Annotated in this window: 27 protein-coding genes and 2 pseudogenes; 14 read left to right on the forward strand and 15 right to left on the reverse strand. The window is 65.9% G+C overall.

Translation table 11 applies throughout. The features are described 5' to 3' along the window. Positions 1-124: 124 nt before the first annotated feature. Both speB and BDI24065_RS23815 read left to right on the forward strand, forming a co-directional pair. A complete protein-coding gene (gene speB, locus BDI24065_RS23810; protein WP_089497830.1) occupies positions 125-1,075 on the forward strand; it encodes an agmatinase in 951 nt (316 codons plus the stop codon). Between the two features lie 22 nt (positions 1,076-1,097). Then, on the forward strand, positions 1,098-2,579 hold the full coding sequence (locus BDI24065_RS23815; RefSeq protein ID WP_175033304.1) for an aldehyde dehydrogenase family protein: 1,482 nt from the start codon (positions 1,098-1,100) through the stop codon (positions 2,577-2,579). A gap of 143 nt (positions 2,580-2,722) precedes the next feature. Here the strand turns inward: BDI24065_RS23815 and BDI24065_RS23820 are convergent, their stop codons facing one another. Next, positions 2,723-3,649 (reverse strand): patatin-like phospholipase family protein, encoded by a 927-nt coding sequence (locus BDI24065_RS23820; RefSeq protein ID WP_254609844.1) that lies wholly within the window; start codon positions 3,647-3,649, stop codon positions 2,723-2,725. Between the two features lie 293 nt (positions 3,650-3,942). Here BDI24065_RS23820 and BDI24065_RS23825 point away from each other — a divergent pair, with 293 nt between their 5' ends. Further along, positions 3,943-4,494: a hypothetical protein gene (locus BDI24065_RS23825; RefSeq protein WP_175033306.1), complete on the forward strand. Its 552-nt coding sequence runs from the start codon at positions 3,943-3,945 to the stop codon at positions 4,492-4,494. A gap of 120 nt (positions 4,495-4,614) precedes the next feature. After that, positions 4,615-5,961 (forward strand): DUF2325 domain-containing protein, encoded by a 1,347-nt coding sequence (locus BDI24065_RS23830; protein WP_175033307.1) that lies wholly within the window; start codon positions 4,615-4,617, stop codon positions 5,959-5,961. 81 nt (positions 5,962-6,042) lie between these two features. On the opposite strand, the gene BDI24065_RS23835 is transcribed toward BDI24065_RS23830, so the two are convergent. The 4 genes from BDI24065_RS23835 to BDI24065_RS23850 all read right to left on the reverse strand — a co-directional run bounded on the left by BDI24065_RS23835 (position 6,043) and on the right by BDI24065_RS23850 (position 8,596). Continuing rightward, positions 6,043-6,366 (reverse strand): winged helix-turn-helix domain-containing protein, encoded by a 324-nt coding sequence (locus BDI24065_RS23835; RefSeq protein WP_011356385.1) that lies wholly within the window; start codon positions 6,364-6,366, stop codon positions 6,043-6,045. Positions 6,367-6,471: 105 nt separating this feature from the next. Beyond that, a complete protein-coding gene (locus tag BDI24065_RS23840) occupies positions 6,472-6,963 on the reverse strand; it encodes a molybdopterin-dependent oxidoreductase (protein ID WP_175033308.1) in 492 nt (163 codons plus the stop codon). 141 nt (positions 6,964-7,104) lie between these two features. Beyond that, positions 7,105-7,872, reverse strand: coding sequence for a DeoR/GlpR family DNA-binding transcription regulator (locus BDI24065_RS23845; protein WP_175033309.1), 768 nt, complete (start codon positions 7,870-7,872; stop codon positions 7,105-7,107). A gap of 43 nt (positions 7,873-7,915) precedes the next feature. After that, positions 7,916-8,596, reverse strand: coding sequence for an MgtC/SapB family protein (locus tag BDI24065_RS23850; protein WP_175033310.1), 681 nt, complete (start codon positions 8,594-8,596; stop codon positions 7,916-7,918). Positions 8,597-8,864: 268 nt separating this feature from the next. Here BDI24065_RS23850 and BDI24065_RS23855 point away from each other — a divergent pair, with 268 nt between their 5' ends. The 4 genes from BDI24065_RS23855 (at position 8,865) to BDI24065_RS23870 (ending at position 13,315) form a co-directional block, all read left to right on the forward strand. After that, the gene (locus BDI24065_RS23855) at positions 8,865-9,809 is read left to right on the forward strand and encodes a choline ABC transporter substrate-binding protein (protein ID WP_175033311.1); all 945 of its coding nucleotides are present in this window, start codon (positions 8,865-8,867) and stop codon (positions 9,807-9,809) included. Between the two features lie 23 nt (positions 9,810-9,832). Beyond that, positions 9,833-10,513, forward strand: coding sequence for an HAD family hydrolase (locus BDI24065_RS23860; protein ID WP_175033312.1), 681 nt, complete (start codon positions 9,833-9,835; stop codon positions 10,511-10,513). Between the two features lie 169 nt (positions 10,514-10,682). After that, positions 10,683-10,820 carry a hypothetical protein gene (locus BDI24065_RS41130; protein WP_226218520.1) on the forward strand — a complete coding sequence of 46 codons (138 nt, stop codon included), beginning with the start codon at positions 10,683-10,685 and terminating at the stop codon, positions 10,818-10,820. A gap of 44 nt (positions 10,821-10,864) precedes the next feature. Continuing rightward, positions 10,865-13,315, forward strand: a complete 2,451-nt coding sequence (locus BDI24065_RS23870; RefSeq protein WP_175033314.1) for a phosphocholine-specific phospholipase C — start codon at positions 10,865-10,867, stop codon at positions 13,313-13,315. A gap of 102 nt (positions 13,316-13,417) precedes the next feature. Here the strand turns inward: BDI24065_RS23870 and BDI24065_RS23875 are convergent, their stop codons facing one another. Next, a complete protein-coding gene (locus BDI24065_RS23875; protein ID WP_175033315.1) occupies positions 13,418-14,077 on the reverse strand; it encodes a M24 family metallopeptidase in 660 nt (219 codons plus the stop codon). 168 nt (positions 14,078-14,245) lie between these two features. After that, positions 14,246-15,409 (reverse strand): porin, encoded by a 1,164-nt coding sequence (locus tag BDI24065_RS23880; RefSeq protein ID WP_175033316.1) that lies wholly within the window; start codon positions 15,407-15,409, stop codon positions 14,246-14,248. A gap of 136 nt (positions 15,410-15,545) precedes the next feature. On the opposite strand from BDI24065_RS23880, the gene BDI24065_RS23885 reads away from it, so the two are divergent. Continuing rightward, positions 15,546-15,989, forward strand: coding sequence for a hypothetical protein (locus tag BDI24065_RS23885; RefSeq protein ID WP_175033317.1), 444 nt, complete (start codon positions 15,546-15,548; stop codon positions 15,987-15,989). A gap of 170 nt (positions 15,990-16,159) precedes the next feature. Next, complete coding sequence (locus BDI24065_RS23890) at positions 16,160-16,750, forward strand: GNAT family N-acetyltransferase (protein WP_175033318.1); 591 nt, start codon at positions 16,160-16,162, stop codon at positions 16,748-16,750. A 40-nt stretch (positions 16,751-16,790) separates the two neighbouring features. Here the strand turns inward: BDI24065_RS23890 and tam are convergent, their stop codons facing one another. Continuing rightward, positions 16,791-17,576 (reverse strand): trans-aconitate 2-methyltransferase, encoded by a 786-nt coding sequence (tam, locus tag BDI24065_RS23895; RefSeq protein WP_175033319.1) that lies wholly within the window; start codon positions 17,574-17,576, stop codon positions 16,791-16,793. Between tam and BDI24065_RS41405 the strand changes: the two genes are divergently transcribed. From BDI24065_RS41405 to BDI24065_RS23905, 3 genes are all read left to right on the forward strand, one after another. Next, the gene (locus BDI24065_RS41405; RefSeq protein ID WP_302479475.1) at positions 17,575-17,697 is read left to right on the forward strand and encodes a hypothetical protein; all 123 of its coding nucleotides are present in this window, start codon (positions 17,575-17,577) and stop codon (positions 17,695-17,697) included. The two genes, tam and BDI24065_RS41405, sit on opposite strands and share 2 nt — an antisense overlap. A gap of 16 nt (positions 17,698-17,713) precedes the next feature. Further along, positions 17,714-18,604, forward strand: a complete 891-nt coding sequence (locus BDI24065_RS23900; RefSeq protein WP_175033320.1) for a LysR family transcriptional regulator — start codon at positions 17,714-17,716, stop codon at positions 18,602-18,604. A gap of 147 nt (positions 18,605-18,751) precedes the next feature. Further along, on the forward strand, positions 18,752-20,035 hold the full coding sequence (locus tag BDI24065_RS23905; RefSeq protein ID WP_175033321.1) for a cystathionine gamma-synthase family protein: 1,284 nt from the start codon (positions 18,752-18,754) through the stop codon (positions 20,033-20,035). 148 nt (positions 20,036-20,183) lie between these two features. On the opposite strand, the pseudogene BDI24065_RS23910 reads toward BDI24065_RS23905, so the two are convergent. Further along, positions 20,184-20,327 (reverse strand): annotated as a pseudogene (locus BDI24065_RS23910) (GNAT family N-acetyltransferase); the annotation flags it as partial. Between the two features lie 198 nt (positions 20,328-20,525). On the opposite strand from BDI24065_RS23910, the gene BDI24065_RS23915 reads away from it, so the two are divergent. Beyond that, entirely contained in the window at positions 20,526-21,308 is a 783-nt protein-coding gene (locus tag BDI24065_RS23915; RefSeq protein ID WP_175033322.1) for a hypothetical protein, read from the forward strand. 270 nt (positions 21,309-21,578) lie between these two features. On the opposite strand, the gene BDI24065_RS23920 is transcribed toward BDI24065_RS23915, so the two are convergent. The 6 genes and pseudogenes from BDI24065_RS23920 to BDI24065_RS23945 all read right to left on the reverse strand — a co-directional run. Next, complete coding sequence (locus tag BDI24065_RS23920; RefSeq protein WP_175033323.1) at positions 21,579-22,103, reverse strand: hypothetical protein; 525 nt, start codon at positions 22,101-22,103, stop codon at positions 21,579-21,581. A gap of 195 nt (positions 22,104-22,298) precedes the next feature. Continuing rightward, a pseudogene (locus BDI24065_RS23925) lies at positions 22,299-22,940 on the reverse strand (IS256 family transposase); the annotation flags it as partial. Between the two features lie 32 nt (positions 22,941-22,972). Beyond that, complete coding sequence (locus tag BDI24065_RS23930; RefSeq protein WP_175033324.1) at positions 22,973-23,407, reverse strand: GNAT family N-acetyltransferase; 435 nt, start codon at positions 23,405-23,407, stop codon at positions 22,973-22,975. Between the two features lie 95 nt (positions 23,408-23,502). Next, positions 23,503-24,339 (reverse strand): hypothetical protein, encoded by an 837-nt coding sequence (locus BDI24065_RS23935; protein ID WP_175033325.1) that lies wholly within the window; start codon positions 24,337-24,339, stop codon positions 23,503-23,505. 181 nt (positions 24,340-24,520) lie between these two features. Beyond that, entirely contained in the window at positions 24,521-25,360 is an 840-nt protein-coding gene (locus BDI24065_RS23940) for an ABC transporter permease subunit (protein WP_011353448.1), read from the reverse strand. Beyond that, the coding region (locus BDI24065_RS23945; RefSeq protein ID WP_175033326.1) for an ABC transporter permease subunit at positions 25,357-26,037 on the reverse strand (681 nt) is incomplete at its 5' end. The genes BDI24065_RS23940 and BDI24065_RS23945, both read right to left, overlap by 4 nt.

A 26,037-nucleotide genomic window follows, 5' to 3' on the forward strand; every position in this document is an offset into this window, starting at 1 on the left:
CGATGCGGCGGCGCTACTTGCATCGAGACCCGTCGATGTAAACGTTGCGACTTCAAAATCTTCGCGCGGGCGTTCTCCTCTACCATCGGCCGATCGCTTGACCTCACAAAAAAGGAGACGGCCCATGCCCCGCGAACTGAATCAACCGATGGGCGGCAACGAAATGCCGCGCTTTGGCGGCATCGCCACGATGATGCGGCTGCCGCAAGCCGCCACGACCGACGGCCTCGACGTGTGCTTCGTCGGCGTGCCGCTCGATCTCGGCACGTCGAACCGCTCGGGCTCGCGCTTCGGCCCGCGCCAGATCCGTACCGAATCCGTGCTGCTGCGCCCGTACAACATGGCCACGCGCGCCGCCCCGTTCGATTCGCTGCAGGTGGCCGACATCGGCGACGTCGCGACCAACCCGTACGACCTGAAGGACTCGGTGCGCCGCATCGAAGAGGCCTACGACGAGATCGTCGCGAACGGCTGCCGGCCGATCACGCTCGGCGGCGACCACACGATCGCGTGGCCGATCCTGCGCGCGCTGCACAAGAAGTACGGCAAGGTCGCCGTCGTGCACGTCGACGCACACGCGGACGTGAACGACACGATGTTCGGCGAGAAGATCGCGCACGGCACGCCGTTCCGCCGCGCGGTGGAAGACGGGCTGCTGCAATGCGACAAGGTCACGCAGATCGGCCTGCGCGGCACCGGCTACCACGCGGACGATTTCGACTGGTGCCGCCAGCAGGGCTTCACCGTCGTGCAGGCCGAAGCATGCTGGAACCAGTCGCTCGCGCCGCTGATGGCGCAGGTGCGCGAACGCGTCGGCGACACGCCGGTCTACCTGAGCTTCGACATCGACGGCCTCGATCCGTCGTTCGCACCCGGCACCGGCACGCCCGAAATCGGCGGCCTCACCGTGCAGCAGGGCCTCGAGATCGTGCGCGGGATGAAGGGCCTGAACATCGTCGGCGCGGACCTCGTCGAAGTCGCGCCGCCGTACGATCCGACCGGCACCACCGCGCTCACGGGCGCGAACCTCGCGTTCGAGATGCTCTGCGTGATGCCGGGCGTCGCCTACCGCTAACCCGACCGACAGGATGACCCTCATGTCCACCGCCGAGCTTTCCCGTTCCACCGCCACGTTCGTGCTGCCCGCGGCGCACATCGCCGGCCAGCCCGTGCGCACGCAGGCCGACGCGCCCGGCGCGCCGATCTTCGATGCGTCGACGGGTGCCGCGATCGGCTGGCAGGAATTCGCGACGACCGCGCACGTCGACGCCGCGGTGCGCGCCGCGCGCGATGCGTTCGCCGGCTGGCGCGATACGCCGCCCGCCGAACGCGGCCGGATTCTCGCGACGATCGCCGAGCGCGTCGAAGCATCGCGCGATCGCCTGACGGCGCTGCAGATGCAGGTAAGCGGCAAGCCGCCGTTCGAGGCCGACGCCGATGTCGGCGACGTCGTCGCGACGTTCGCGTACTACGCGAAACTGTGCGAGGACCCGGCGCTGTTCGCGGCCGAACCGGTCGCACTGCCGAGCGACGCCGTCACCGCCGAGCGCTTCTACGATTCCGTCGGCGTCGCGGCGCTCGTCATGCCGTGGAACTTCCCGATGGTCACGACCGCGTGGAAGCTCGCGCCCGCGCTCGCGGCCGGCTGCGCGGTCGTGCTGAAGCCGTCCGAACTCACGTCGCCCACCGAACACGCGCTGCTCGACATCGTCGCCGAAGCCGGCGTGCCGGCCGGCGTGGTCAACGTCGTGAACGGCGGCGCCGACGTCGGCGCGGCGCTGACCGCGCATCCGCTGATCGACAAGATCTCGTTTACCGGCAGCACGGCGGCCGGCCGCAAGGTCATGCAGGCCGCGGCCGTCGACATGAAGCGCGTGACGCTCGAACTCGGCGGCAAGTCGTCGCTGATCGTGCGCGACGACGCCGATCTCGACGTCGCGGTGTCGCTCGCGGTCGCAGGCGCCTTCACGAACGCGGGCCAGATGTGCTCGGCCACCGCGCGCATCCTCGTGCACGACAGCGTGTACCGCCGCTTCATGGCCGCGTTCGAGACCGCCGTGCGCGCGCTCGTCGTCGCGCCGCCGGCTGCGGAACAGGTCGCGATGGGACCGCTGATCTCGGCCGCGCAGCGTACGCGCGTCGAAGCGATGCTCCAGCACGGTATCGATGCGGGCGCACGCATCGCCTTCAGCGGCCGCGTGACGGATGCCGGCGGCGACGGCTTCTTCATGGCCCCTGTCGTGATCGCCGAGCCGGCGGCCGACAACCCGCTGTGGACCGACGAAGTGTTCGGCCCGGTCGCGTGCGTGAAATCGTTCCGCACCGACGACGAAGCGATCGCGCTTGCGAACGACACGCGCTACGGACTCGTCGCGACCGTCGTCACACGCGACGCGGCCATCGCGAAGCAATTCCAGCAGCGCGTGCGCGCGGGGCTCGTGTGGATCAATGCGCCGCAGCTCATCTACCCGCACGTGTGCTGGGGCGGGTTCGGGCTCAGCGGGATCGGCCGCGAACTCGGCGTCGCGGGGCTGCGCAGCTATCAGGAACTGCGCCACGCGATGCGCGCGATCGACTGACCAGTGCGGCCGTTCGGGCCGTTGGCGGCACCGTGTCTCGTGGCACGGTGCCGTTTTTTTGGGGGTGCTTCACGGAGTTCCGGAGAACGGCCCCGGCAACCGGCGTTCGCCAGTCATGCGTTTGCACGGCGCATGAGCCCCCCTCAATGCGACAGCGCCGCCGCATGATCGTGCTCGCGCAGCGGGCCAGGAATCGCACACGCCGCGAGCCCGCCCGCATCGATCCATGCACGCGTGCGCTCCGCGGCCTTGTCGATCAGTTGCGCGCACTGCGAGTAATCGTATGACGACACCTCGAGCGGACAGAGCGGCGGCACGACATGAATTTGCGCGCGCGCCGCGTACAGCTCCAGATCGCGCACCAGTTGCCGTGCGATCACGAGTGTCAGCGCGTGCGTCGCGTGGGCAATCGCACTGCGCGGCGGCACCCGCAACGCGCAGGCGAACCCGGCCGGCAGCACGACGATCCGCCTGACGCCGAGCGCGATCGCCACGGAGATCGGCGTATTGTTCGCGACGCCGCCGTCGACGAGCTCCACGCCGCCGATGCTGACCGACGGAAACACGCCGGGAATCGCGGCGCTGGCCTGCACGGCATCCACGACCGAGCCGGCGGACAGCACGACTTCGTGGCCGGTCAGCACGTTGGTCGCGACGATGTGGAGCGGCAACGCGGCCTGCTCGATCCGCCGGTACGGCAGGTTCTTTTCCAGCAGCAGGCGCAGCGCATCGGCCTCGACCAGATGCGGCCGGTTGCGCAGCAGCATCGCGATCACGCTGCGCATCGAGAACGGCATGACGTCCTGGCGGCGGATCCTGCACCACAGCGCTTCAAGCATCGTGACGCCATCCGCGTCCGGCCGCCCGGCGAAATAGGCGGCATTGATCGCGCCCGCCGACGCACCGATCACGCAATCGGGCCGTTCGCCGCTCGCGACCAGCTCGCGGAGCATGCCGACCTCGATCGCGCCGAGACTGCCGCCGCCGGCGAACACGAAGGCGGTCGAGGGAGTGGAATCGGAAGCCACGGTGTGCCCTCCTGCGGTTGGCGGAGATGGTGCTTTCGCCATGATGGATCGTGTGGCGCCCCGGATGTCCTGATGAAAACCCTGCCGGCACCAAGCGCACCGCATTCCCGGGCATCCCGAGATGACCCTTTTTTTTGAAGGGTGACGTCATTCGCCGCCCGGTTCCGCGCCGCACCCATACGGGCCTGCACGTGACGGCCGTGCGCAACATCGACTGACCCGCGCGGCCGCTCAGGCCGTCGACGGCACCGTGTCTCATCCACGGTGCCGTCTTTTTCCGTGCACTCGATATATTCCGTAGAATATATCGATACCTGCACTTCCGGAGATCCACCATGCCTCGCACGCCGACGGATCGCGCCCCGCAGCGCGCCGCACGGGAACAGCCGCTCGCGCGCAAGATCCGCGCGCTCAGGCCGCTGTCGAGCGACGCACGCGCGCAGCAGGTCACCGACGTCGTCGATGCATTCCGGCGCCTGCGCGGCAGCGTCGCGCGCTTCATCCGGATGTTCTCGGCCGCGCACGCCGACGACTTGCCGGACGATGCGCTCGCCGCGATGGGCTTCCGCGAACTGCTGTCGACGCTCGAAGACGTCGCACGCGCCGCCCGCTTCACACGCCTGCCCGAACTCGAACGGGCGATCGGCCACGCACGCCGCCTCGAACGCACACGCGACGACGTGTTCTCCGATTCATTCAGCAACGACCCGGCCGCGATGCGCGACGCGGTCGCCGCGCTGGAGCGCGTCGACCTGCTGTTCGTCGGGTTGTGCGTCGAGTACGTGATGGCGCGTCATGCGTCGGCATCGCTCCCCGTTTCGCCTGCGGCCGTAGCCCCGGCCGCTGCCGCCCTGCCGCTCACCGACCATTCAACCGCGCTCTGCTGAGCGCGCTGCGCGGCCTTGCTCCGTGATTCCCCCGGAATTTCGAGCGTTATATTCCGTGGTATATTTCGCAAATCTTTCGCGCATCCGTCCCCGGCCCGACCACGCCGGACAGAGGTCAACATGCACGCTCCGCCCTTTCGCCTTGCCCGCACGGCGGACCTCTCGTCGCCCGGCGGTACTCTGCCCGCGGCAACCGGCACGCGGGTCGACGCATGCTGCGCGCCGTCGCGCGCGCAACTGACCGAACTGAAGCGCCGCGCGCGCCTGTCCGAACTCGATGCGAACCTGCACTGCTCGATCATCGGCACCTGCCTGACCACGCACGAACTGCGCAGGCTCGTGCCGAAGTTCACCGACCTCGACCGCCAGCGCGCGACCGACCTCGAGATCCATCACGCGGCCGTCGAGCTTGCCATCGACGGCACGGCCGGCGCGAAGGCGTTGCACAAGGCGCTCGACGAGCGCTATGCCGGCGCGATCCGCGCATTCGACAGCGCGAAGGATTCGGACGAACTCCTCGCGCGCTGGAAGGACGCGCTGAAGAGCGGCGACATTCCGCCCGCGTACTGGGCGCTGATGACGCATCCGCGCACGACGATGGGCGTGCGCCAGGCCGCATTCGGCGATCTGCACATGCTGTCGCATCTGGTCGGCGCGGCCAATCGCGCCGATATCCGGCGGCTGGTCGCGCTCGAGGAAGAGAATGCGGCGCTGCACGCGAAGATCGAGCGGCAGCAGGCGCGCCTGCAAGAAATGAGCACGCAGCGCGACGCGGCGCTGCAGGAACGCGATGCCCTCACCGCGCGCCAGAACGCGCAGCCGCTGGCGGCGGAAAGCGCCTTGCGCGACGAAGTGCTCGAACTGCGCGAAGCACTGGCCGCACGCGACGAACGGCTCGCGCTGCACACGAGCCGCCGCGAGGCGGCCGAGCAGCGGATCGCTGCGGAACAGGCGAGCGCCCGCGCGATGCGCGCACGGCTCGACGACCTGATGGCGATGGTGAAGACGCTGCGCGCCGAAGCAAGTGCGATCGAGCAGGCGGTGCAGGCCTCCGCTGACGATCCGGCCGAACGCGCGACCGATCCGCTGTCGATCCTTCAGGGTACGCGTCTGGTGTACGTCGGCGGGCGTCCCGGCTCGAACCGCTCGATCAGGCGGATCGTCGAAACGGCGGGCGGCGAGATGACGCTGCACGACGGCGGCATCGAGGATCGCAAGGGCCTGCTGGCCGCTGCGCTGCCGGGCGCACAGATGGCCGTGTTCCCGGTCGACTGTATCGACCACGATTCGATGAACCTGCTCAAGCGCATCTGCGAACGCCACCACATCGCGTACTACCCGCTGCGGACGGCGAGCGTCGCCAGTTTCGTCGAGCTGATCGGGCGGCTCGATGCGCAGGCACGCGATGTCATGGCGCCGGACGCCGCCACGGGCGACGCGTCGCGCTTCTGCCTGCGGCACGGCTAAGGCCCGATTCGCTTCGCCGCATGCGTTGCGCGGGGCCCTTCAGCGGGCCAATGAAAGCCCGTTGTCAGCGTAAGCGCACCTTCAGCGCCGCACCATTTTCGTGAGCGCGGCGATGTCGTCGGCGCAGGCTGCGTAAGCCCGCTCCTCGATCCCGCGATAGAGGCGGATGATCTCCTCGCCGACCGGCGTGAGCACGCTGCCGCCGCCGCTTTGCCCACCATGTTCGGACACCGTCGCCGGCGATTTCAGCGAGCGGTTCAGTTCGTCCATCAGCAACCACGCACGCCGGTACGACATCTTCAGGCTGCGCGCCGCCGCCGAAATCGAACCGTGCTCGCGCACGGCTTCGAGCAGCGCGACCTTGCCCGGCCCGAGCGCGATCGTGTCGGCCTGCTGGATACGCATCCTGAACCGCACCTCAGGCTTGGGGTGTGCCGGTGTCTTCATGTTGTCCCGCCCTTTGAACGATGCGGGCAAGCATACACGATGGCCGGTACGGCGCGCGCCGCGTCAGACCTCGAGCACGCGTGCGACGATGCCGGCCAGCCGCTTCACGTGGCGCGGCGCCGGCAGGAGGTCGGTGCCCGAGAACAGCAACGGTGCACCATCGTCGATCGACAGCGGCGCGTCACCGCATTCGAACGCGACGATCACGTGCTCGCCGACGGGCGTGTTGAACAGTTCATGCCACGAAAACGTGACCGCATAGCCGTCGTGCGCATGCGCGATGAACACCATGCGCTTGAAGTCGCCCGGCGCGTCGTTGCGCAGCCCGGCTACGTCGAGCAGGTCCTTCAGCCGCGCGCCGCGATACGGTGCGACCGAGCGGATGAAGCGGTTCGTCGTGAAGCAGCGCAGGTCGAACGGCTCGGCCGTCGCGCTCGCGTGCCGGCGCAGGTCGTCGAGCGTCACCGTCATCGGCCGCTCGAATGCGCCCGTCAGCGCGATCGAGCCCGCTGCCGCCTGATGCGCCGAAGGCGCCGCCGTCCCTGCCATCTCCATCGCCCGCCTCCATGACGGCCCGCCGGTGGGCGCGCCTGCGTTGTATCGGCGGATATATTACGCCGCTAAAAAGCCGGCCGACAGAACGTGCGCCGCATGGGCGGCATAACGGCGGCCGATCGTGCCCCGCAGCGCGTGGCGCTACGCCAGCACGATGTGCTTGATGACCTTCTTGAGGTGCTTGAAACTGTCGACCGATTCCGCCTTCGAGTCCGTCACCAGTGCGCCGATCCGCGCCGGCTCGCAGAAGCTGATCCGGCTGTTCGTGCCGAGCTTGCTGAAATCGGCCAGGATCGCGACGTCCGCCGCGTTGCTGACCATCGCACGCGCCACTTCGGTTTCCATCCGGTCGTAGTTGGTCGCACCACGGACGGCATCGACGCCCACCGGCGACAGCAACGCGAGGTCGGCGCGGTAACGGAAGATTTCGGCAACCGTGCCGTCGCCGACGGTCGCGGCCGCGCGGCTGCCGATCATCCCGCCGAGCAGGATCGTTTCGTTGTTCGCCTGCGCCGGGTCGCTCGACCGTATCTTCAGTGCGACGTCGATCGAGTTCGTGACGATCGTGAGGCCCGACAGCTTCGCCAGTTCCTCCGCCAGCAGCGTCGTGGTCGTGCCCGCGTCGATAAACAGCGTCTGCGAGCCCGTGACCAGCCTGGCCGCCGCGCGGGCGATCGCCAGCTTCGCCTTCACGTGCGTCTGCGCGCGCTCAGCGATCGGCGCTTCGTCGCCCACCTGCACCGCACCGCCGTGGACGCGCTTCAGTTCACCGAGCGCCTCGAGGTCGACGAGATCGCGCCGCACGGTTTCCCGCGACACGTTCAGGTCGGCCATGATCCGGTCGGTGGAAACGCGCTGCATCTTCGATAACAGAAGCCGGATCCTCTGGTATCGCTCTTCTTGCCACATGGAATGTCCTCGGAATGAGCGTCAATGTTATTCGAACGGCGAACTAGGCTGCACTCTCCTCCATCTTTTTGATGCCGACGAGGGTCTGCAGGGATTGACGGACCGCCTGGAACTCGCTGCTCGTCATCTTTGAAAACACTACGTGGATGCGGTCGTCGTCCGGCGCGGCGTCGTCCTGTTCGATGATGAACTGGACGATGCGCGCGTGGTCGATGCCGGGCATCGCCTGCAGCGACGTCAGCTTCACCGCACCGCGGCTCGCCAGAATGCGCACGCCCCAGCGCTGCCGCGCGGCGAAGAAGCGCTTCTCGATCGGCTTCAGCCCGGCCAGGATCGCGAGCACGATCGCCGTCGCGGCGATCGCGGCCATATACATGCCGCCGCCCACGGCCAGCCCGACCGCCGCCACGACCCACAGGCTCGCCGCGGTCGTCAGGCCGCGGATGATCTCGCCGCGCAGCATGATCGACCCGGCGCCGAGGAAGCCGATGCCCGACACGACCTGCGCGGCGACGCGCGACGGGTCCAGCGATACGTTCTTCGCGTTCTGGATATCCGCGAAGCCGAACGCCGACACGATCATCACGAGCGCGGCGCCCACGGCCACCAGCATGTGCGTGCGCAACCCGGCCGCCCACGACAGGCGCTCGCGCTCGATGCCGACGATGCTGCCGAGCAGTGCCGCCAGCAACAGGCGGGAAATGATTTCCAGCTGACTGATCATGCGAAGTCTCCTTGCTTTGCCTGGTCTACCCGATGAAGCACGGCCCGCCTGGGCCGCCGCCCGATTCTTCCTGCCTTCGCCCGCCCGTCGCCAGACCCGGCAACCGGCAAGTTGTATTTTTGTGCGATCTTGCGATTTTGTGCGTTCTAATATACGGTACGCAAAACTACAAAGCCAGACCCAAGTTCGTTTGTTTCATCCGATCAGCACGATCAATCGTCAGACCATTCAGGCAACACGATCCGGAACACTTGCTTAGGAGACCCACATGATGAAGAAGGCATGGATGCTCGCAGCTACGCTGCTGGCGGCGCTGGCCACGGCCCCCGCTCACGCGTCGGAAGGCGACGTCTGCAAGAAGGTGACGCTCGGCGATGTCGGCTGGAGCGACATCGCGGCCACCACCGGCGTCGCGATGATGCTGCTGGACGGGCTCGGCTACGAGGCAACCAAGACGATCGCGTCGCCGCCGATCGTGCTGGCCGGCGTGAAGAAGGCGCAGATCGACGCGTTCCTCGGCTACTGGGATCCGAGCATGACGCCGACGGTCAAGCCGTTCGTCGATGCCGGCGCCGTCCACCAGCTGCCGCAACCCAACCTGATCGGCGCGCGCTACACGCTGGCCGTGCCGCAATACGCGTCCGACAAGGGCCTCAAGCGCTTTGCCGACATTGCGAAATTCCGCGACCAGCTCGACGGCAAGATCTACGGAATCGGCGCCGGCAACAACGGCAACGCGCTGATCCAGCGGATGATCGACAAGAACGAGTTCGGGCTCGGCGGCTTCAAGCTGGTCGAATCGAGCGAGGCCGGGATGCTCGTCCAGGTCACGCGCGCGGTGCAGGAGCACCGGATGATCGTGTTCCTCGCGTGGGAGCCGCATCCGATGAACATCAACTACAAGATCGCCTATCTCGACGGCGGCGACAGCGTGTTCGGCCCGAACTACGGCTCGGCGAAGGTCTATACGCTCGTCACGCCCGGCTACCTCGAACGCTGCCCGAACGTCGGCCGGCTGCTGACCAACCTGAAGTTCACGACCGACGAAGAGAACCAGCTGATGGTGCCGATCATGAATCACGCCGATCCGGTCGCCGTGGCGAAGGAATGGGCGAAGAAGAACCCCGGCGTGCTGTCTAAGTGGCTCGACGGTGTCACGACCATCGACGGCAAGAACGCGAAGGACGCGATCGAGAAACGCATCGGCACTTGAGCACGCAATACAAGGAACCCCCCATGTACAAGAATCTCGCGCTGTTCGACCTCGACCACACGCTGCTGCCGCTCGACAGCGACCAGGCCTGGAGCCGCTTCATCACGCGCGTCGGCTGGCGGGAAGACGACGCGCACGTGGCGCTGATCGACGAGCACTACGGCCACTATGCGGCCGGCACGCTCGACATGGACGCGTATCTCGCCGTGACGCTCGCGCCGCTCACCCGCTATCCGCGCAAGGTGCTCGAGCGCTGGCATGCGCGGTTCATGGACGAAGTGATCCGTCCGGCGATCACGCCGCAGGCGCGTGAACTGGTCGACCGTCATCGCGAGAACGGCGATCTCTGCTGCATCGTGACGGCGACCAACGTCTTCGTCACGGGGCCGATCGCGGCCGAATTCGGTATAGAGCACCTGCTCGGCATCGAGCTCGATACCGACGACGGCACACCGGACGGCGCGTTCACAGGGCGCAGCACGGGCGTGCCGAGCTTCCGCGAAGGGAAGATCGTGCGCACCACCGAGTGGCTGGCATCGCTCGGCTACGCGCCGTCTGATTTCGAGCGCACCTACTTCTACAGCGATTCGATCAACGACGTGCCGCTGCTGGACTACGTCACGCATCCGGTCGCCACCAATCCCGACTCGAAGCTGTTGCAAGTGGCAGGTACGCGCGGGTGGCCTGTCATGAAGTTGTTCTGATTCGGGCGATATTCTCTGCTGTCCATTTTTCATGTCTGGAGGGGTAATGAAATACGGAGCACGCAGCAACAGTCTCGATCATTCAGGAATCCGATTCGAATCGGATCGAAAGCCTGTCGTCAAGTCGCGCCGATCGGAAAGCCGCTTTCCGCACTGGCGCGGCGTTTTCATGATCGCACTCCTGTGCACGCTGGCCGCTTGCGGCGATGGCGACTCGGGCACGGCAGCCAGCGTGGCGGCCGCGCGTGCGGCCGCACCAGGCTCGGCGTCCACGCCTGTCCTGCACTGCGCGAGCGCGTGCCACTGACCGACGCCGGCCGCGAGGCCAGCCATCCACGACAGAGAGCGATCATGCAAAACAAACCCACAACCCGACGTCAATTCCTCGCCGATGCGTTGAAGCTCGCCGGCGCCACCGCGATCACGGGCATGCTGCCCGAGAGCATCGCGCGCGCGCAGGCCATTCCGGCCGCCACCGTGACCGGCACGATCCAGGACGTGAAGCACGTCGTGATCCTGATGCAGGAAAACCGTTCGTTCGACCACTACCTCGGCACGCTGGGCGGCGCACGCGGCTTCGGCGATCCGCGCCCGGTCGTGATTTCGAGCGGGTATCCGGTGTGGCGCCAGCCCTGGCTGCTGTCCTACGTGTTCCCGTTCAACCCGTCCCCGCCCTCCGGCACGGCGAACGGCGACACCTACTACGGCGACCTCCCTCACGACTGGGGCACCACGCACAGCGCGTGGAACAACGGCCGCTATGACAACTGGACCGGCGCGAAGACCAGCGGCACGATGTACTACTTCACGCAGAACGACATCCCGTTCTACTATGCACTGGCGAGCGCGTTCACGGTGTGCGACGACTACCACTGCTCGATGCTCGGCCCGACCGACCCGAACCGGCTGTATCTGTGGACCGGCTGCTGCGGCAACGTGCCGGGCTATTCGCCGTACACGGACAACACGATGACCGGCACCGGCTGGACGACCCTGCCGGAACGGCTGAACGCGGCCGGCGTCACGTGGAAGTTCTACCAGGACAAAGGCAACGGCCTGGATTCCGGCCACGCGTACGGCAATTCCAACAGCGCCGGCAGCACGCTCTGGTGGAACGGCAACTACGGCGACAACATCGTTCTCAACTTCAAGCAATACCAGAACCTCGGCGCCAACGATCCGCTCGCGCCCGCGATCAACGGCACGCAGATCGACCCGAGCGGCGGCGGCAAGGAATACGACACGAACCTGTTCAGCCAGCTGCAGGCCGACGTCGCGAACGACACGTTGCCGCAAGTGTCGTGGATTGCCGCGCCTTATGCGTACTGCGAGCATCCGTCGTGGGCCGCGAGCGGCGGCGAATGGTACGTGAGCAACGTGCTGAATGCGCTGACGTCGAACCCGAAGGTCTGGGCCAGCACCGTGCTGCTCGTGATGTACGACGAGAACGACGGCCTGTTCGACCACGTGCCGCCCGCCGTCCCGGCCAGCTCCGCGGCCGGCACCGGGCAGTCGACCGTGTCGACGGCCGCTGAATTCGTCGCCAGCAGCGGCGGCGCATCGGACGGCTCGGCCAGCGGCGACGTGCCGATCGGGCTCGGGCCGCGCGTGCCGATGTTCGTGATCTCGCCGTGGTCGAAGGGCGGCAAGGTGAATTCGCAGGTCTTCGATCACACGTCGGTGGTCCGGTTCCTCGAAGCGCGATTCGGGTTTCAGGAAACCAACATCTCGCCGTGGCGACGTGCGGTGTGCGGCGACCTGACGTCGGCCTTCGATTTCTCGAACGCCGACCAGACCGTTCCCGCGATCCAGCCGCCGGCGAGCAACATGAACCCGAACGGCCCGGCCGTCCTGATCCCGTACCCGACCACCACCGCGGTGCCGGCGCAAATCGCCGGCCGCAGCACCGCCTGCCGCCTGCCCTACGAGTTCTTCGTGCAAGGCAAGGTCAACCGCGCCGGCAATACGTTGGCGCTGACGATGACCAACACCGGCACCGCGGGCGTCCACCTACAGGCGTGGGTCGACGGCACGAGCACGATCCCCCGGCATTACACGGTCGCGGCCAACGCAAGCCAGTGCGCGAACCTGTCGGATTCGCTCGCGCTGAACAGCAACGGCAGCTACGACTATTCGGTCTACGGCCCGAACGGCTTCCTGCAGACGTTCCGCGGCAGCATCGGCGCGTCCGGCAACACGGGATCGACCGCCGAAATCAGCCTGTGCTACGACGTGGCGAACGGCAACGTGCAGATCACGCTCGACAACTCCGCCGGTGCCAGCGCGACGACGTTCCAGCTCACCGACAACGCCTACGGGATGAACACGCGGCAGTCGTTCACCGTCGCCGCCGGCGCAACGCAAGCCGTCACGTGGTACGGCGACGGCGGCTGGTACGACGCCAGCATCCGCGACGCGAACGATCCGAACTTCCTGCGCCGGGTGGCCGGCTGCGTGCAGACGCAATCCGGCGCGCTGCTCACGGATTCGGCGATCGGCAATACCGGCAAGAAGTTCGTCGCGTCGCTCGCGTCGCAGGGCTCGACGTTCGGCACGCTGCGGTTCGACTACGTCGCACCGCCGTGGAGCCACAGCCCGAAGAACTGGGTCGGCATCTTTGCGCACGGCGCGCAGCCGACCAAGGGCAGCTACAAGTCGTGGGCGTACCTGCCGAAGAGCAGCGGGTCGCTGCTGTTCTCGTCCACGGCGAACAGCACGCTGGCGTCGGGCCAGTACGATGCGTGGTATCTGTTCGACGACGGCTATACGCCGCTCGCGGGCCCCGTCACGATCACCATCTGACGGCAGGGCCAGACCGTGTCGGCCGCCCGCACGGGGCCGACACGCATTCGGGCGCGACGGACCACGTTGCGCCCGAGTGCATTGCCAGCCATCCGGCACGCGCTAGACGAGCAGATCCTCGTAGAACGCGCCGAACGGCCGCGTCGGGTGCGCGATCTGGATTTCGAGGATCCACAGCCCGGCTGCCGGCGCGGCGTCGAAGTCGCCGAGATTGCCGGCCTTGTAGATCGCGTGCGGAAAATCGCTGACGCGATGCCCCTTGATGTCGACGTTCAGCCGGAAGCCGTGCGCGTCAGCGCGTTGCGCGGCGAATTCGTACAGCGCAATGCCTGCGCAGCCGGTCGTGCGCCAGTGATGCTCGACTTCGTCGTAGATCACGCGCGCCGCCCGTGCACAGGCATGCATGTCGGGATCGTCGCCGCACACGAAGGTCGCGCCCGCATCGCCCTCATGCTTCGCCCACACCGCGCCCAGGTCGATGAAGAAGATGTCGTCGCCGGCGAGGACGGGGTCCGCCACCGAGCGCTCCTTGAACGTACGCAGCGTGTTTTCCCCGAAGCGGACGAGCACCGGATGCCAGATTCGGTCCATCCCAAGATCCTTCAGCACGCGCAGCCCCAGCGCATTGGCCTCCGATTCCCGCATGCCGGGCCGGATGCCCGCGGCGATCGCGTCGACGGCCTGCCATGTCATGGTTCTTGCGTGCTGCATCGCGTCGAGCGAAAAGGCTTCGCCGACGGCTTCGCGTTGCGTCGAATTCAAGATGGTGCTCCCGTGCGGGTGAAAGGGGGTGGAGTCGGGCGTCTGTCGCTTCGATATGCACAGGAGAATATATCGATTCGCCGATCGGTGCCGAACCGTGCTTCGTCGTATGCCACAGCAAAACGGGCGCCCTCGATGGAGCGCCCGTTCGCGTGTGTGTGCGCTGGATCAGAACTTGTGACGCAGGCCGATCCGCGTAACGAACTGCGTGTTCGCGCCCGCGTTGCCGATGAACGACCCCGACGAGCCGATCTCGGCCTGCACCGGCACCACGCGGCCGTTGATCGTGTTGCTGCCCGACGCCTTCTGGTAGGCCGCGCTCACGTACACGTCCGTGCGCTTGGACAGCGCATAGTCGACTGCGGCGTTGACCTGGTGCCACTTGCCGTCGAAGTGGCCGTCGAGCTTCGAGAACGTATAGCCGAGGCCGCCGCTCAGGGCCGGCGTGAACGCATAGCGGCCGCCGACTTCGTAGTTGTTCAGCTTCGACGTTTCGCCCGACAGCGGCACGAACTTCGTATGCGTCCAGTTCGCCCACACGAGGGCCGACGCGATCGCATAGCGTGCGCCGACGCCGACCGTCTCGAGGTCGCGCAACCCGAGCGTGTTGATGTTCGCGATGCTCACGCCGAATGCGGGCTGCGCGCCGTTCGGGAAGCGGATGTTCGTGTACGCGGCACCGATGCCGAACGGCCCTTGCGCGTAGTTCGCACCGAAGCTGTACGCGCTCGACGAACCCTGCGAACCGTTCGCACCGGTCGTGGTCGGCGTGCCCGCGAACTGCGTCGAGTTCGAGAAGCCGTACATCGCGCCGAACGTGAGGCCCGCGAAGTTCGCGCTCTGGAACTTCACCGCATTGTTGATGCGGCTCGACGTCAGCTGGTCGAGGTCGTTGATGTGATACGCGTAGTTGCCGGCGGGCGTCTGGCTGCCCATCGAATAGTTCGCGCCGATGTAGTCGGTCGAGAACGAATACTGGCGGCCGAACGTCAGCGAGCCGATGCCGTTCTTCGACAGGCCGACGAACGCCTGCCGGCCGAAGATCGCGCCACCCTGGCCGATCGAGCCGTCGCCGCTGCTGAAGCCGTTTTCCAATACGAACAGTGCCTTCAGCCCGCCGCCGAGATCCTCGGTGCCGCGGATGCCCCAGCGGCTGCCCGACGCGACGCCGTCACCGTACTTGACGAGCTTGCCGTGCCCGCCCGTCGTCGCGACCTTGTTCGAATACGTGATACCCGCATCGATCAAACCGTAGAGCGTCACGCTGCTTTGTGCGTGCGCGACGGTACCGAACATCCCGAGTGCGGCCGCGGCCACGATGGTCTTTTTCATGCTCACTTCCTTTTTTGTTGTTGACGCGCGCGCCTGCGTCGCAGCGTGACGCGCGGCGTGTTGACGAAGAACCGACTGATGAACGAGCGCAAGCCACCGGATCGCCGCACGCACGAACGCCTCATGCGCGCGCACGATGTTCCGTTTCGATGCCAGTGTGGGCTTGCTGAAGCGGCATGCCGCGGGGCGGCCGCTCGTGTTGCAGCGTCGAAAAGCGTGCGCTTCGGTAGCGCATGCCGCGACGACGCGTTGCTCCGGCGATGCAGGTCAGAATCTCTTCCGGCTTTCGTGGAGCGGGTGGACGACGTGGTGCCTGACGACGCCACGACCTTCGATGTATTTTTCGGAATATATCGAGTTGTCACCAAACGGTAAACAATTATTCGGGTTCCTGTCGTCTTTCATCCACATGCGATCGACGGCCATCCGGATCGAAGACAAGACACGCGACGGCCGTCATCTCGGCAACGCGAGCACTGGGCCGATGCCGAAATCCAGCATAATCAGGCGGTTGAACGAGCGCCTCGGCCGGCACGCGAACCCCGCACACGTTTGCGCGGCCGTCCGGCTCGTCGCCTGACCGCGTTCAGCCGTCACGGAAGCAGCCCGTCTGTGCCGGTCTCGCCCGCGGCGAAGTGTGCGGGCGCAAACAATCGAAGCAAGAACAAACGCGAGGCGGCGCACATCACGACGCCGGCAATCGCATCACGGACACCACCACGCATCCCGCAGAAGACAGGACACCGACACATGGACCGAGCCGAGCACATCAGCATCGAACAGACGAGCGGGCTGCCCGCCGACGAACTGGACCGATGCGACTTCTCGTTCGACATCGCCTGGGAATTGAACGCGCCGTATCAGGACTTGCTCGATCTCCGCGCGCTGCCGACGCGCCGCAAGCACTACGGCTTCGATCCGGCCGGCTGGGCCGACGAGGCGACGGGCAAGACGGCGCTCTTTCGCGCGACGGCCGGCGGCCGGCTCGCCGGGTTCGTGGCCATCGGCCAGAGCTGGAACGGGATGGCCGAGATCGCGGAGCTGGCCGTCGACCGCCATTGCCGGCGGCAAGGCATCGGGCAGTTGCTGCTCGCGGCCGCCGAATCGTGGGCGCGCAGCCACGGGTTCGGCTTCATGCGGCTGGAAACGCAGTCGAACAATGTCGCCGCGTGCAGCACCTACGCACGCTCGGGCTTCGTGCTGGGCGGACACGATCGCCTGCTGTATGCGGACGACGAAAACGACGGAGAAGTCGCGCTGTTCTGGTACAAGGACCTGCGCGACGGGCAAACCGCACGGATCCGCACGGTCGACCCGGAATCGGTGCGGCCGGTGCGCTGACGCACGGCCGCCGGCGCTTCATGGCCGAATCATTGCCGCTTTACGTCCGAGTCGCCACGATGAACGGGCGCGGGAACGGCAGCAGCACGGTGCCGTCGGCAAGCGCCGGATAGCCGTCCGGGCCCGCGATCGCATCGCGATACCGTGCGAGAAACGCCGCGCGCTCGCCGTCGTCGAGTGCCGCGAGGAACGGCCGCAGCGCACTGCCCTTGAACCATTCGACGACAGCATCGGCGCCGCCGCGCAGCGGGTGGTAGTAGGTCGTGCGCCACACGTCCACGCGCGAGCACAGCGGCGCCAGCAGCGCGTGGTAGTAACGTGCATCGAACCGCTCGGTGCGTGCTGCCCCCTTCAGCTTGTCCGCCCACGGCCCGGCCGCGGCGACCTCGCGCATCAGCCGGTGCGCGGGTTCGTCGAGGTTGTCGGGCATCTGCACCGCAAGATGGCCGCCCGGCGCGAGCCGGCCGACAAGCGACGGAAACAGCGTGTCGTGCGCGGGCACCCATTGCAGCACCGCATTCGCGAGAATCAGGTCGTAGCCGCCCGGATCGTCCCACGTGGAAATATCGACGACGTCGAAACGCAGGTCCGGCAGGCGCTTGCGCGCGGCGTCGATCATGTCCGCCGACGCATCGATTCCGTGAACCGTTGCATCCGGCGCCCGCGCGATCAGCACCTCCGTCGAATTGCCGGGCCCGCAGCCGATGTCGATCGCGGTATGGATCGGCGTGTTCGGCACGGCGGCCAGCAGATCGCGGATCGGCCGCGTGCGCTCGTCCTCGAATTGCACGTACTGGGCAGCGTATCGATCGAGTGGGGTCGTCATGTCGTTTCTCCTGGTCGGCGTGGACGGCCTCGCCTTCTACGCGGATGGGATGCCGGTGGCCGTCGATGCACCGCATTCTGCGATCGTCACGGAGTTCAGTAAAATGAATTTAATATCGTGATTGATTCAAATATCTGATGAAAATCGATACGCTCGGTGTCCAGGCCTTCGTCGCAATCGCCGACGGCGGCAGCTTCCGGCAAGCGGCCGATACGCTGCACGTCACGCAGACAGCCATCACGCAGCGGCTGCGCAAGCTCGAAACCTTTCTCGGCGTCGCGCTCGTCGAGCGCACCACGCGCCGCACCACCCTCACCGAAATCGGCCGGCGTTTCCTGCCGCAAGCACGCCGGCTGCTGAACGAGCTGTCCGACGCGCTCACTGAAATTCGCGAAACCGGCCTGAGCCAGCGCGGCGACGTCACGATCGCATGCGTGCCGACGGTCGGCGTGCAATACCTGCCGCGCATCCTGCGCGCCTTCTCCGCGCACCGGCCGCACGATCGCGTGAAGATCCTCGATCACGCGTCGGCGTCGGTGCTGCAGGCCGTGCTGCATCGCGAGGCCGAGTTCGGTATCGGCATCGCCGGCGACCAGCATCCCGAACTCGTCAATGTGCCGCTGACGAGCGACCCGTACGTGCTCGTATGTCGCGACGATCATCCGCTCGCGAAGCGGCGGCGCATTCGCTGGGCGGCGCTGCAGCCGCATCCGCTGATCTTCGCCGGCGAAGTGAGCGGCAATCGCGGGCTGCTCGACGGCGCGCTGAAGACGAGCGGCGTGTCGCTGCATTCGTTCTACGAAGTGCAGCGCAGCTCGACGGCGCTCGGGCTCGTCGCGGAAGGGCTCGGCGCGGCCGTGGTGCCGAAGCTCGCGATCCAGAAGAACGCGTATCCGATGATCCGCACGATCGAACTCGTCGAGCCGGCGGTATCGCGCACGCTCGTGCTCGTCACGCGCAAGAGCGCGCAACTGTCGCCGGCCGCGAGTGCGTTGTACGACATGATCGTCGGACAGGCGACACCCTGACGATAGTGTCAGGGGGGGCGTCACGACGCAGCGCCTTCGGGGTAGTATCGCCACACGCGGTCGCGACGACCGGTGCCTACCCGGCGCCGCACGCGTCGAGCCACCGCTGCAACGGCTGTTCCTCACTACCCCTGCACGGAGCACTGCATGGCCTATCGCAACTATCACAAGCGCAAGATTGCAGACCGGGAACTCCATCCCGAAACCCAGATGATGTCGTACGGCTACGATCCGTTCCTGTCGGAAGGCTCGGTGAAGCCCCCTGTGTTCCTCACGTCGACGTTCGCGTTCCGCACGGCCGAGGACGGCGCCGAATTCTTCGACGTCGTGGCCGGGCGCAAGCCGTCACCCGAAGGCGAAGGTGCGGGCCTCGTCTACAGCCGCTTCAATCACCCGAACCTGGAGATCGTCGAGGATCGCCTCGCACTGCTCGACGATTCCGAAGCGGCCGTCGTGACGTCGAGCGGCATGTCGGCCATCGCGGCGATCCTGCTGACGTTCCTGCGGCCGGGCGACTGCGTCGTCCAGTCCGTGCCGCTGTATGGCGGCACCGAAACGCTGATCTCGAAGTTCCTGCCCGAGTGGGGCATCCGCTCCGAAGTGATCGCCGACGGGCTGTCCACCGACGCGATCCGCGCCGCGCTCGAAGCGGCCGCGCAAAAGGGCAACGTGCGGATGTGCTACGTCGAGACGCCCGCCAACCCGACCAACGCACTGTTCGACCTCGAAGGGCTGCGCAGCGAGATCGATGCGTTCGAGGCACGCCACGGCTATCGCCCGCTGTCGGTCTGCGACAACACGCTGCTCGGGCCGCTGTACCAGAAGCCGTCGCGGCAAGGCATCGACCTGAGCGTGTACTCGCTGACGAAGTACATCGGCGGGCATAGCGACCTCGTCGCCGGCGGCGTCACGGGCAGCCGCGCGCTCATCACGAAGATCCGCTCGGTCCGCAGCACGCTCGGCTCGCAGCTCGACCCGCATTCGTCGTGGATGATCACGCGCTCGATGGAAACGCTCGTACTGCGGATGCAGCAGGCCGCCCGCAGCGGCAGCGCCGTCGCCCGCTGGCTCGCCGACAATCCGCATCGGCCGGTGCGCGTGCTTCACCCCGAACTCATCGACGATCCGGCCTACCAGGCCGTCTATCAGCGCCAGTGCACCGGGCCGGGTTCGACGTTCGCGTTCATCCTCGACGGCGGCCGCGAGCAGGCGTTCAGGTTCATCAATCACCTGACGCTCTTCAAGTCGGCGGTCAGTCTCGGCGGCACCGAGTCGCTGATCTGCCATCCGGCGTCGACGACGCATTCGGGCGTGCCGGCCGAGGCGCGTGCTGCGGCGGGTGTGTCGGAAGGGTTGATTCGCGTGTCGGTCGGGCTCGAGCATCCGGACGACCTGATCGCCGATCTGTCGTACGCGCTGGAGCATTGCTGACCCGCGTGGCATGCGCCCCGTGGCGGTTCGCACGGGGCGGTTCCCGCCAGCGCGGGGCAGGCCATTCAGCGACGCCGCGCGAGCCCGGATACCGGCGTTCGCGCCGTGCCGGCGTGCTTGCCGCGCTATGCGAGCCGCCCGCCCCGGTTCAAAGCACCTTCACCATGAACACGCGCGACGTCCCTTCCGGCTCGCACGGCACTTCGCCGAACGCTTCGTAGCCCTGCTTCCGGTAGAAATCCGGCGCCTGGAACGAGATCGTGTAGAGCACCGCCCGCGCACGGAGGCGTCGGCCGAGCGGGGCGAGGGAACGATGGAAGCCCGCCAGGGGCGAGACCCGCAGGGGGCTCGATGCGCAGCACGACAGCGCGACCGGCCATCTCCAAGGTGGCCGGGGACGCCCAGGTTTCAGCGTGGAATGAGCAACAGAGTCGCGATGATCCTAATATTCATCGTCAAGACTGAGCCCTGCCAAACAGGAGAACATAAGATGCCAGTGACCATCCCCCGCGCACTCGGCCTCGGAAGCGTCAACAGCGCTTACGTGGGAACCTTCAACGGCACCACTATCAAGGCCATGATCGGTGTGCTCGCCATCTTGCTTCCTGTCGTCGAAGTGATCTTGACCAGTACCTGGGTACGCTCGATCAGCGCCAGCTACTGGTTTGGTATTCCATTTCACCCCGAGGACCCCAACGCGTGCCACTTGCCCGACACTGGCCACCCTTGGCTAATGCTTGTCGACTGGCCAAGAATCTATCTCGTGGGCACCTTGCTCGCCATCAGTGCGCTGCTTTTGAGCTACCGCGGCGAGACAATGCTGCAGGGTGTCCTTGCGCGCGTCGGCGCCATTGCTGCCGCAGGTGTCGCACTGTTTCCCTGCAACTGCGACTGCTACACGGAGCTCGTGCCGCATTTGCACTATGGGTCCGCCGGCGTTGTGTACGCGGTGCTTTTCTATTTCGTTGCCCACTTCTATTTCAAGGCGAGCCGCAAGGCGGCTGGTTCCTACACGACTGGGCGCCCCGCACATAGCCCACCAGCCTGGACGTCCAATGCGGCGCGACGCAAACACGTATACGCATTTTGCCTAGCCGGCATGATCGGCTCAGTCCTCATCCTGGCGACGAGCAAGCATCTGCCGGACTCCATGCGCCCAGTGCTTGTTGGCGAAGCAGGCGGACTGCTCTTCTTTGGTCTGGCATGGTTGACCGCCAGTCGCGTGGCACCGATTTTTACCAGCGCTGGCATTGATCGGGAACGTATCTTCTAGACCTAGCAAGCGCCGTTACCTGGCCTTGGCAAGCGATCCCTCTCGCACGAACGGAATCAACTCCGCAGCATGGTCGGCGGCGGCGATCAGCGCTGAGTGGAGTTAAGCTGTTGAGCGGAAGAGCACTCAACCGTCGTGGGTTTCGCCCGCCTTGAGCACTGAGCCCGGCAATATGGTCGGCCGCTGGAAACTCGGGGATGCAACCGTCGGAAAGCAGCCGAACGGTCGTTCGCGCTATTGCTGCCGGGATGGGTCCTCTCGATGGAAGGGTTAGGCTCCACCGTTCGGATACCGGTGAATGAGTTGCGTATAGGCTCGATTGAGAAACAGCGCCAGCTCGGCCATAGCCTTCATTTCGGAAATGAACGACTTGTCGGTTAGTAGCTCTTGCTCAAAAAGTGGCTCGCCTGTTTCTTCATCGACCTGAAACCTCGCGCCAGAGCGATGAATCCCTTGGACCTCTCCGCCCGCCTTGAGCTCGATGTACGCGGAGTGAAGTATGCGGTTTCGGTCCCTTCTGAGTTGATGCAGTCGTTCGACGGAAGATGAAAAGGATTCTTTGAAATCAGCTTCCAGGGTCTGAGGCAGCTTGCACTTTGGTAGCGCCTGCAAGAAGAGTTCGTGAACGCGGTCAACGAGCTTTTCATTTGTGAGGTTTCTCAGATCGGGAGGTGGCCATTTCAGGCGCTCTGGATCAAGGATGAACCATCCAATCTCCCGAAGCTTGTTCTCAATCCATTGGAATGAGACGGCGAACTCCCCTATGCGTTGGTAAACGGCTTGTTCGTTGCTCATCGAATGTTCCTGTGGCGCCTCACGCAATGTAGACCGCGCTAACCAGCAGGCCATATCTTGCCTTTGCGGTCTAAAAAATGGCACGCAAAAAAGTACCGCAAGGGGCCCGCAGTCTACCTCTGCAGTACACATGTGGATGGCTGCGAAGGCCTCCTCGGAGGTATCCGGAATCCCGTGCGTGAGGCGGGTTGAATTTCAGACTCCAATGTTGAATCGTACCGGGTCAAGCAGCACGAACCGGGTCATGGCGCTCTTCCAATCGTGACGGGAGCCGGTCCACTTGGCAACGACGTTGCGCAGGGCCAGCCAGATCAGCTTGAGCACGGCCTTGTCCGACGGGAAGCGGCCACGCGCCTTGATGATCTTCCGAAGCTGCATGTGCAGCGACTCGATCGCATTGGTCGTATATGCAATTTTCCGGACGTCAGGCGCGAAGGCGTAGAACGGAATCACCTGATCCCAGGGCCGGTGCCAAAGTGCGGCAATCGGTGGGTATCTCGTACCCCACGGGCTCATGTCGAACGCTTCCAGCGTCACGGCGGCCACTTCGGCCGACGGTGCCCGATAGACCTCCTTGAGCGCTGCCGCGACCTATTTTCGGTCTTTCCAGCTGACGAAGTCCAGCGAGTTCCGGATCAGATGCACGATGCAGGTCTGGACCGTCGTTTCCGGGAAGCCTTTCAGCCCGTCGACCACGGCAATCAGGATGTCCTGCACGCCGCGCAGCTTCAGGTCGTTGACCACGCTCAACCAGAACTTGGCGCCTTCGGTCTGCTCGATCTAGAGGCCCAGCACGTAACGTGTGCCGCCACGGCGCACGCCCAGCGCCACAAAAATCTGACCGCTCGACGCGAGCCGCCCGCCCCGGCTCAAAGCACCTTCACCATGAACACACGCGACGTCCCTTCCGGCTCGCACGGCACTTCGCCGAACGCCTCGTAGCCCTGCTTGCGGTAGAAATCCGGCGCCTGGAACGAGATCGTGTAGAGCACCGCCCGCGCACATCCGCGTCGCTTCGCTTCCGCTTCGGCCTCGCGCAGCAGCCTGCTGCCGAATCCGCCGCCGCGCAGCGATTCGGGCAGGTAGAACAGGTCGATGAAGAAGAGGCCGAGCGACGTGCGCCCCGTGAGGCCACCCAGGATCTCGCCGGTCGCGGGATCGGTGACGTACACGTCGAGCGTGGCCGCGTCGGCGCGCCCCGTCATCGCGTGATTGAATTCGCCGAGCTTGCGGCTGATGAAGTCGTGTGCGGCCGGCTGCTCGGTGTCGGTCAGTCGGAGGGTAACGTCGGGAAGGGCTGTCATCGGGAGAGCGCGTGCGTGAAAGGGCCGCCGGGTGTATTGCACCCGCTGCGGGCATCGCACGACTATAGCGCGTCGCCCGCTCAGCGGCGACCGCGCTACTCGCGCGCGATATCGCGTGCCATATGGAATTCCCATGCGTTGTTCGGCCACATCGGGAACCCGAATCCCGGCGCCGACGGCACCGTCGCCAACCGCGACGGCTGCGCCGCCTTGCAGGTGGCATCGTCGCCGTAGCCGACCAGTTCGGTCACGAGCGAGCCCGCATTCTTCAGCGTCTCGTCGGCCGACCCATCGGTCATCGAAGGCTCGAACCCGCTCTGCAGATTCGCGCGCAGCACGACCCGTCCGATCGACGGCGCGTACCACGATACTTCCCTGCTGTAGCCCGACACCGTGCATTCCGGCTTGTCGCAATGCATGCCCATCTCGCGCAGCGTCGCATCGGTGGTGCCCGGATCGCTCTTCGTCCAAGACGTGGTGCGCACGATCACGAACGTGTCGTACGTGCCCGCGCCAACCTGCCGCTTCTCGGTACCGATCACCTCGCTCGACGCAACGGCCTTGTAGCGGTAATGCCATGCCCATCCCCGGCCAATGCTCGCCGTCACGGTTTCGTCGAAGCGGTCTTCCCATTGCTTGCCCGGCTTCAGCGGAAACACGAGCAGCCTGCGCTCACCGTGTCGCGCCGGATTCGGCGCCGTATAAGTCGGGATGTCCTCGTCGATCGTCACCGGCGCGGTGGCCGGCCCGACGTCATAGCTCGCGACGCCGTCATGCACGGCCTTGAGCGTCATCGGCGTCACGCGGCCCTCGCCGATGCTGTAGCACCACGTCGTGCCGACGGCCGGCAATGTCCGGGCGTCGGCGGCCGGTGCGGCGGCCGCCCATTGTCCGTGGCTCATCGCGACCGCGGCGGCGGCAACGCCGATCATCGGCGCCATTCTTCTTGACAGGTGGCAGAGCATGGCAGGAACGCGTGTCGTTGAATTGTCCGACATGATGCCAGCAAAGCACGCTGCACACGACTGCACGGTTATTCCGCCCCGCAGACCAATGCAAACGGCAGGCCCGTAACGGCCCGCCGTCTCTTTCGTCACGCGATCACGCCTGCCCTCACGCCACCGCGAACGCCGCCTTCATGTCGGCGATGCGGCGTCGTTCGCGCGCGATCATCATCCGGTTCACGACGATCACGCCGATCGTCACGGCCGTGATGAACAGCGTCGCCAGTGCGTTCATCTCCGGGTTCAGCCCCAGCCGCACGCGCGAGAACACCACCAGCGGCAGCGTCGTCGAGCCCGGCCCCGACAGGAACGCCGACAGCACCAGGTCGTCGATCGACAGCGTGAACGACAGCAGCCACCCCGACAGCAGCGCCTGCGAGATCAGCGGCAGCGTCACCACGAAGAACACCTTCAGCGGCGTCGCGCCCAGATCCAGCGCCGCCTCTTCCAGCGACTTGTTCATCTCCTTCACGCGCGACTGCACGATGATCGCCACGTACGACACGCACAGCATCACGTGGCCGATCCAGATCGTCACCATCCCGCGCCCCTTCGGCCAGCCGAACATCTGCTCCAGCGCAACGAACAGCAACAGCAGCGAGATGCCCTGGATCACCTCCGGAATCACCAGCGGCGCGTTGATCATCCCCGTGTACAACGTGAAGCCCTTGAAGCGGCCGAAGCGTGCGAGCACGAAGCCCGCCCACGTGCCGATCACGACCGACGCGGTGGCCGTCAGCAGGCCGATCTTCAGCGACAGCCATGCGGCGGTCAGCAGCTCGTCGTCGTCCAGCAGCGCCGAGTACCACTTCAGCGAGAAGCCCGACCACACCGTCACCAGCTTCGACTCGTTGAACGAGTACACGACCAGGCTGATGATCGGGATGTACAGGAACAGGAAGCCGAAGGCGAGGACGCCCGTCGATAGCGGTTTGCTCGGCTTGATCATTTCGCGTCCTCCAGTTCCTTGACCTGGTAGTACTGGAACAGCGCCATCGGCACCAGCAGCAGCATCACCATCGCGACCGTCACCGCGGACGCCATCGGCCAGTCCATGTTGTTGAAGAATTCATCCCACATCACGCGGCCGATCATCAGCGTGTCGGCGCCGCCGAGCAGCTCAGGAATCACGTACTCGCCCACCGCCGGGATGAACACCAGCAGGCTGCCGGCGATGATCCCGTTCTTCGACAGCGGCAGCGTGATCCGCGTGAACGCGACCCACGGCTTCGCACCCAGGTCGTACGCGGCTTCGAGCAGCGTGAGGTCCATCTTCACGAGGTGCGCATACAGCGGCATCACCATGAACGGCAGGTACGAATAGACCATCCCGATGTAGACGCCCGCGTCGCTGTGATAGAGGCGCAGCGGCGTGTGGATGATGCCGAGCGCGATCAGCGTGTGGTTCAGCAGGCCGTCATCCTTCAGGATGCCGATCCATGCGTACACGCGGATCAGGAACGACGTCCAGAACGGCAGCATCACGGCCATCATCAGCACGTTGCGGCGGTTCGGCTCCGAGCGCGCGATGTAGTACGCCATCGGGTACCCGATCAGCAGGCACAGCACCGTCGACACGGCGGCCATCTTCAGCGAGCTGAGGTAGGTCGCGATGTACAGGTCGTC

This window comes from Burkholderia lata (assembly GCF_902499025.1).
Lineage (GTDB): Bacteria > Pseudomonadota > Gammaproteobacteria > Burkholderiales > Burkholderiaceae > Burkholderia > Burkholderia lata_C.

Coding starts and splice junctions, on each gene's coding strand:
- BDI24065_RS41130 (WP_226218520.1), top strand. CDS start 10,683: ATGATCGCACTCCTGTGCACGCTGGCCGCTTGCGGCGATGGCGACTCG.
- BDI24065_RS23835 (WP_011356385.1), bottom strand. CDS start 6,366: ATGCGTATCCAGCAGGCCGACACGATCGCGCTCGGGCCGGGCAAGGTC.
- BDI24065_RS23900 (WP_175033320.1), top strand. CDS start 17,714: ATGAAAATCGATACGCTCGGTGTCCAGGCCTTCGTCGCAATCGCCGAC.
- BDI24065_RS23880 (WP_175033316.1), bottom strand. CDS start 15,409: ATGAAAAAGACCATCGTGGCCGCGGCCGCACTCGGGATGTTCGGTACC.
- BDI24065_RS23845 (WP_175033309.1), bottom strand. CDS start 7,872: ATGTGGCAAGAAGAGCGATACCAGAGGATCCGGCTTCTGTTATCGAAG.
- BDI24065_RS23820 (WP_254609844.1), bottom strand. CDS start 3,649: ATGGCGAAAGCACCATCTCCGCCAACCGCAGGAGGGCACACCGTGGCT.
- BDI24065_RS23885 (WP_175033317.1), top strand. CDS start 15,546: ATGTTCCGTTTCGATGCCAGTGTGGGCTTGCTGAAGCGGCATGCCGCG.
- tam (WP_175033319.1), bottom strand. CDS start 17,576: ATGACGACCCCACTCGATCGATACGCTGCCCAGTACGTGCAATTCGAG.
- BDI24065_RS23830 (WP_175033307.1), top strand. CDS start 4,615: ATGCACGCTCCGCCCTTTCGCCTTGCCCGCACGGCGGACCTCTCGTCG.
- speB (WP_089497830.1), top strand. CDS start 125: ATGCCCCGCGAACTGAATCAACCGATGGGCGGCAACGAAATGCCGCGC.
- BDI24065_RS23870 (WP_175033314.1), top strand. CDS start 10,865: ATGCAAAACAAACCCACAACCCGACGTCAATTCCTCGCCGATGCGTTG.
- BDI24065_RS23930 (WP_175033324.1), bottom strand. CDS start 23,407: ATGACAGCCCTTCCCGACGTTACCCTCCGACTGACCGACACCGAGCAG.
- BDI24065_RS23920 (WP_175033323.1), bottom strand. CDS start 22,103: ATGAGCAACGAACAAGCCGTTTACCAACGCATAGGGGAGTTCGCCGTC.
- BDI24065_RS23855 (WP_175033311.1), top strand. CDS start 8,865: ATGATGAAGAAGGCATGGATGCTCGCAGCTACGCTGCTGGCGGCGCTG.
- BDI24065_RS23860 (WP_175033312.1), top strand. CDS start 9,833: ATGTACAAGAATCTCGCGCTGTTCGACCTCGACCACACGCTGCTGCCG.
- BDI24065_RS23815 (WP_175033304.1), top strand. CDS start 1,098: ATGTCCACCGCCGAGCTTTCCCGTTCCACCGCCACGTTCGTGCTGCCC.
- BDI24065_RS23940 (WP_011353448.1), bottom strand. CDS start 25,360: ATGATCAAGCCGAGCAAACCGCTATCGACGGGCGTCCTCGCCTTCGGC.
- BDI24065_RS23850 (WP_175033310.1), bottom strand. CDS start 8,596: ATGATCAGTCAGCTGGAAATCATTTCCCGCCTGTTGCTGGCGGCACTG.
- BDI24065_RS23915 (WP_175033322.1), top strand. CDS start 20,526: ATGCCAGTGACCATCCCCCGCGCACTCGGCCTCGGAAGCGTCAACAGC.
- BDI24065_RS41405 (WP_302479475.1), top strand. CDS start 17,575: ATGTCGTTTCTCCTGGTCGGCGTGGACGGCCTCGCCTTCTACGCGGAT.
- BDI24065_RS23890 (WP_175033318.1), top strand. CDS start 16,160: ATGGACCGAGCCGAGCACATCAGCATCGAACAGACGAGCGGGCTGCCC.
- BDI24065_RS23825 (WP_175033306.1), top strand. CDS start 3,943: ATGCCTCGCACGCCGACGGATCGCGCCCCGCAGCGCGCCGCACGGGAA.
- BDI24065_RS23840 (WP_175033308.1), bottom strand. CDS start 6,963: ATGGAGATGGCAGGGACGGCGGCGCCTTCGGCGCATCAGGCGGCAGCG.
- BDI24065_RS23935 (WP_175033325.1), bottom strand. CDS start 24,339: ATGATCGGCGTTGCCGCCGCCGCGGTCGCGATGAGCCACGGACAATGG.
- BDI24065_RS23905 (WP_175033321.1), top strand. CDS start 18,752: ATGGCCTATCGCAACTATCACAAGCGCAAGATTGCAGACCGGGAACTC.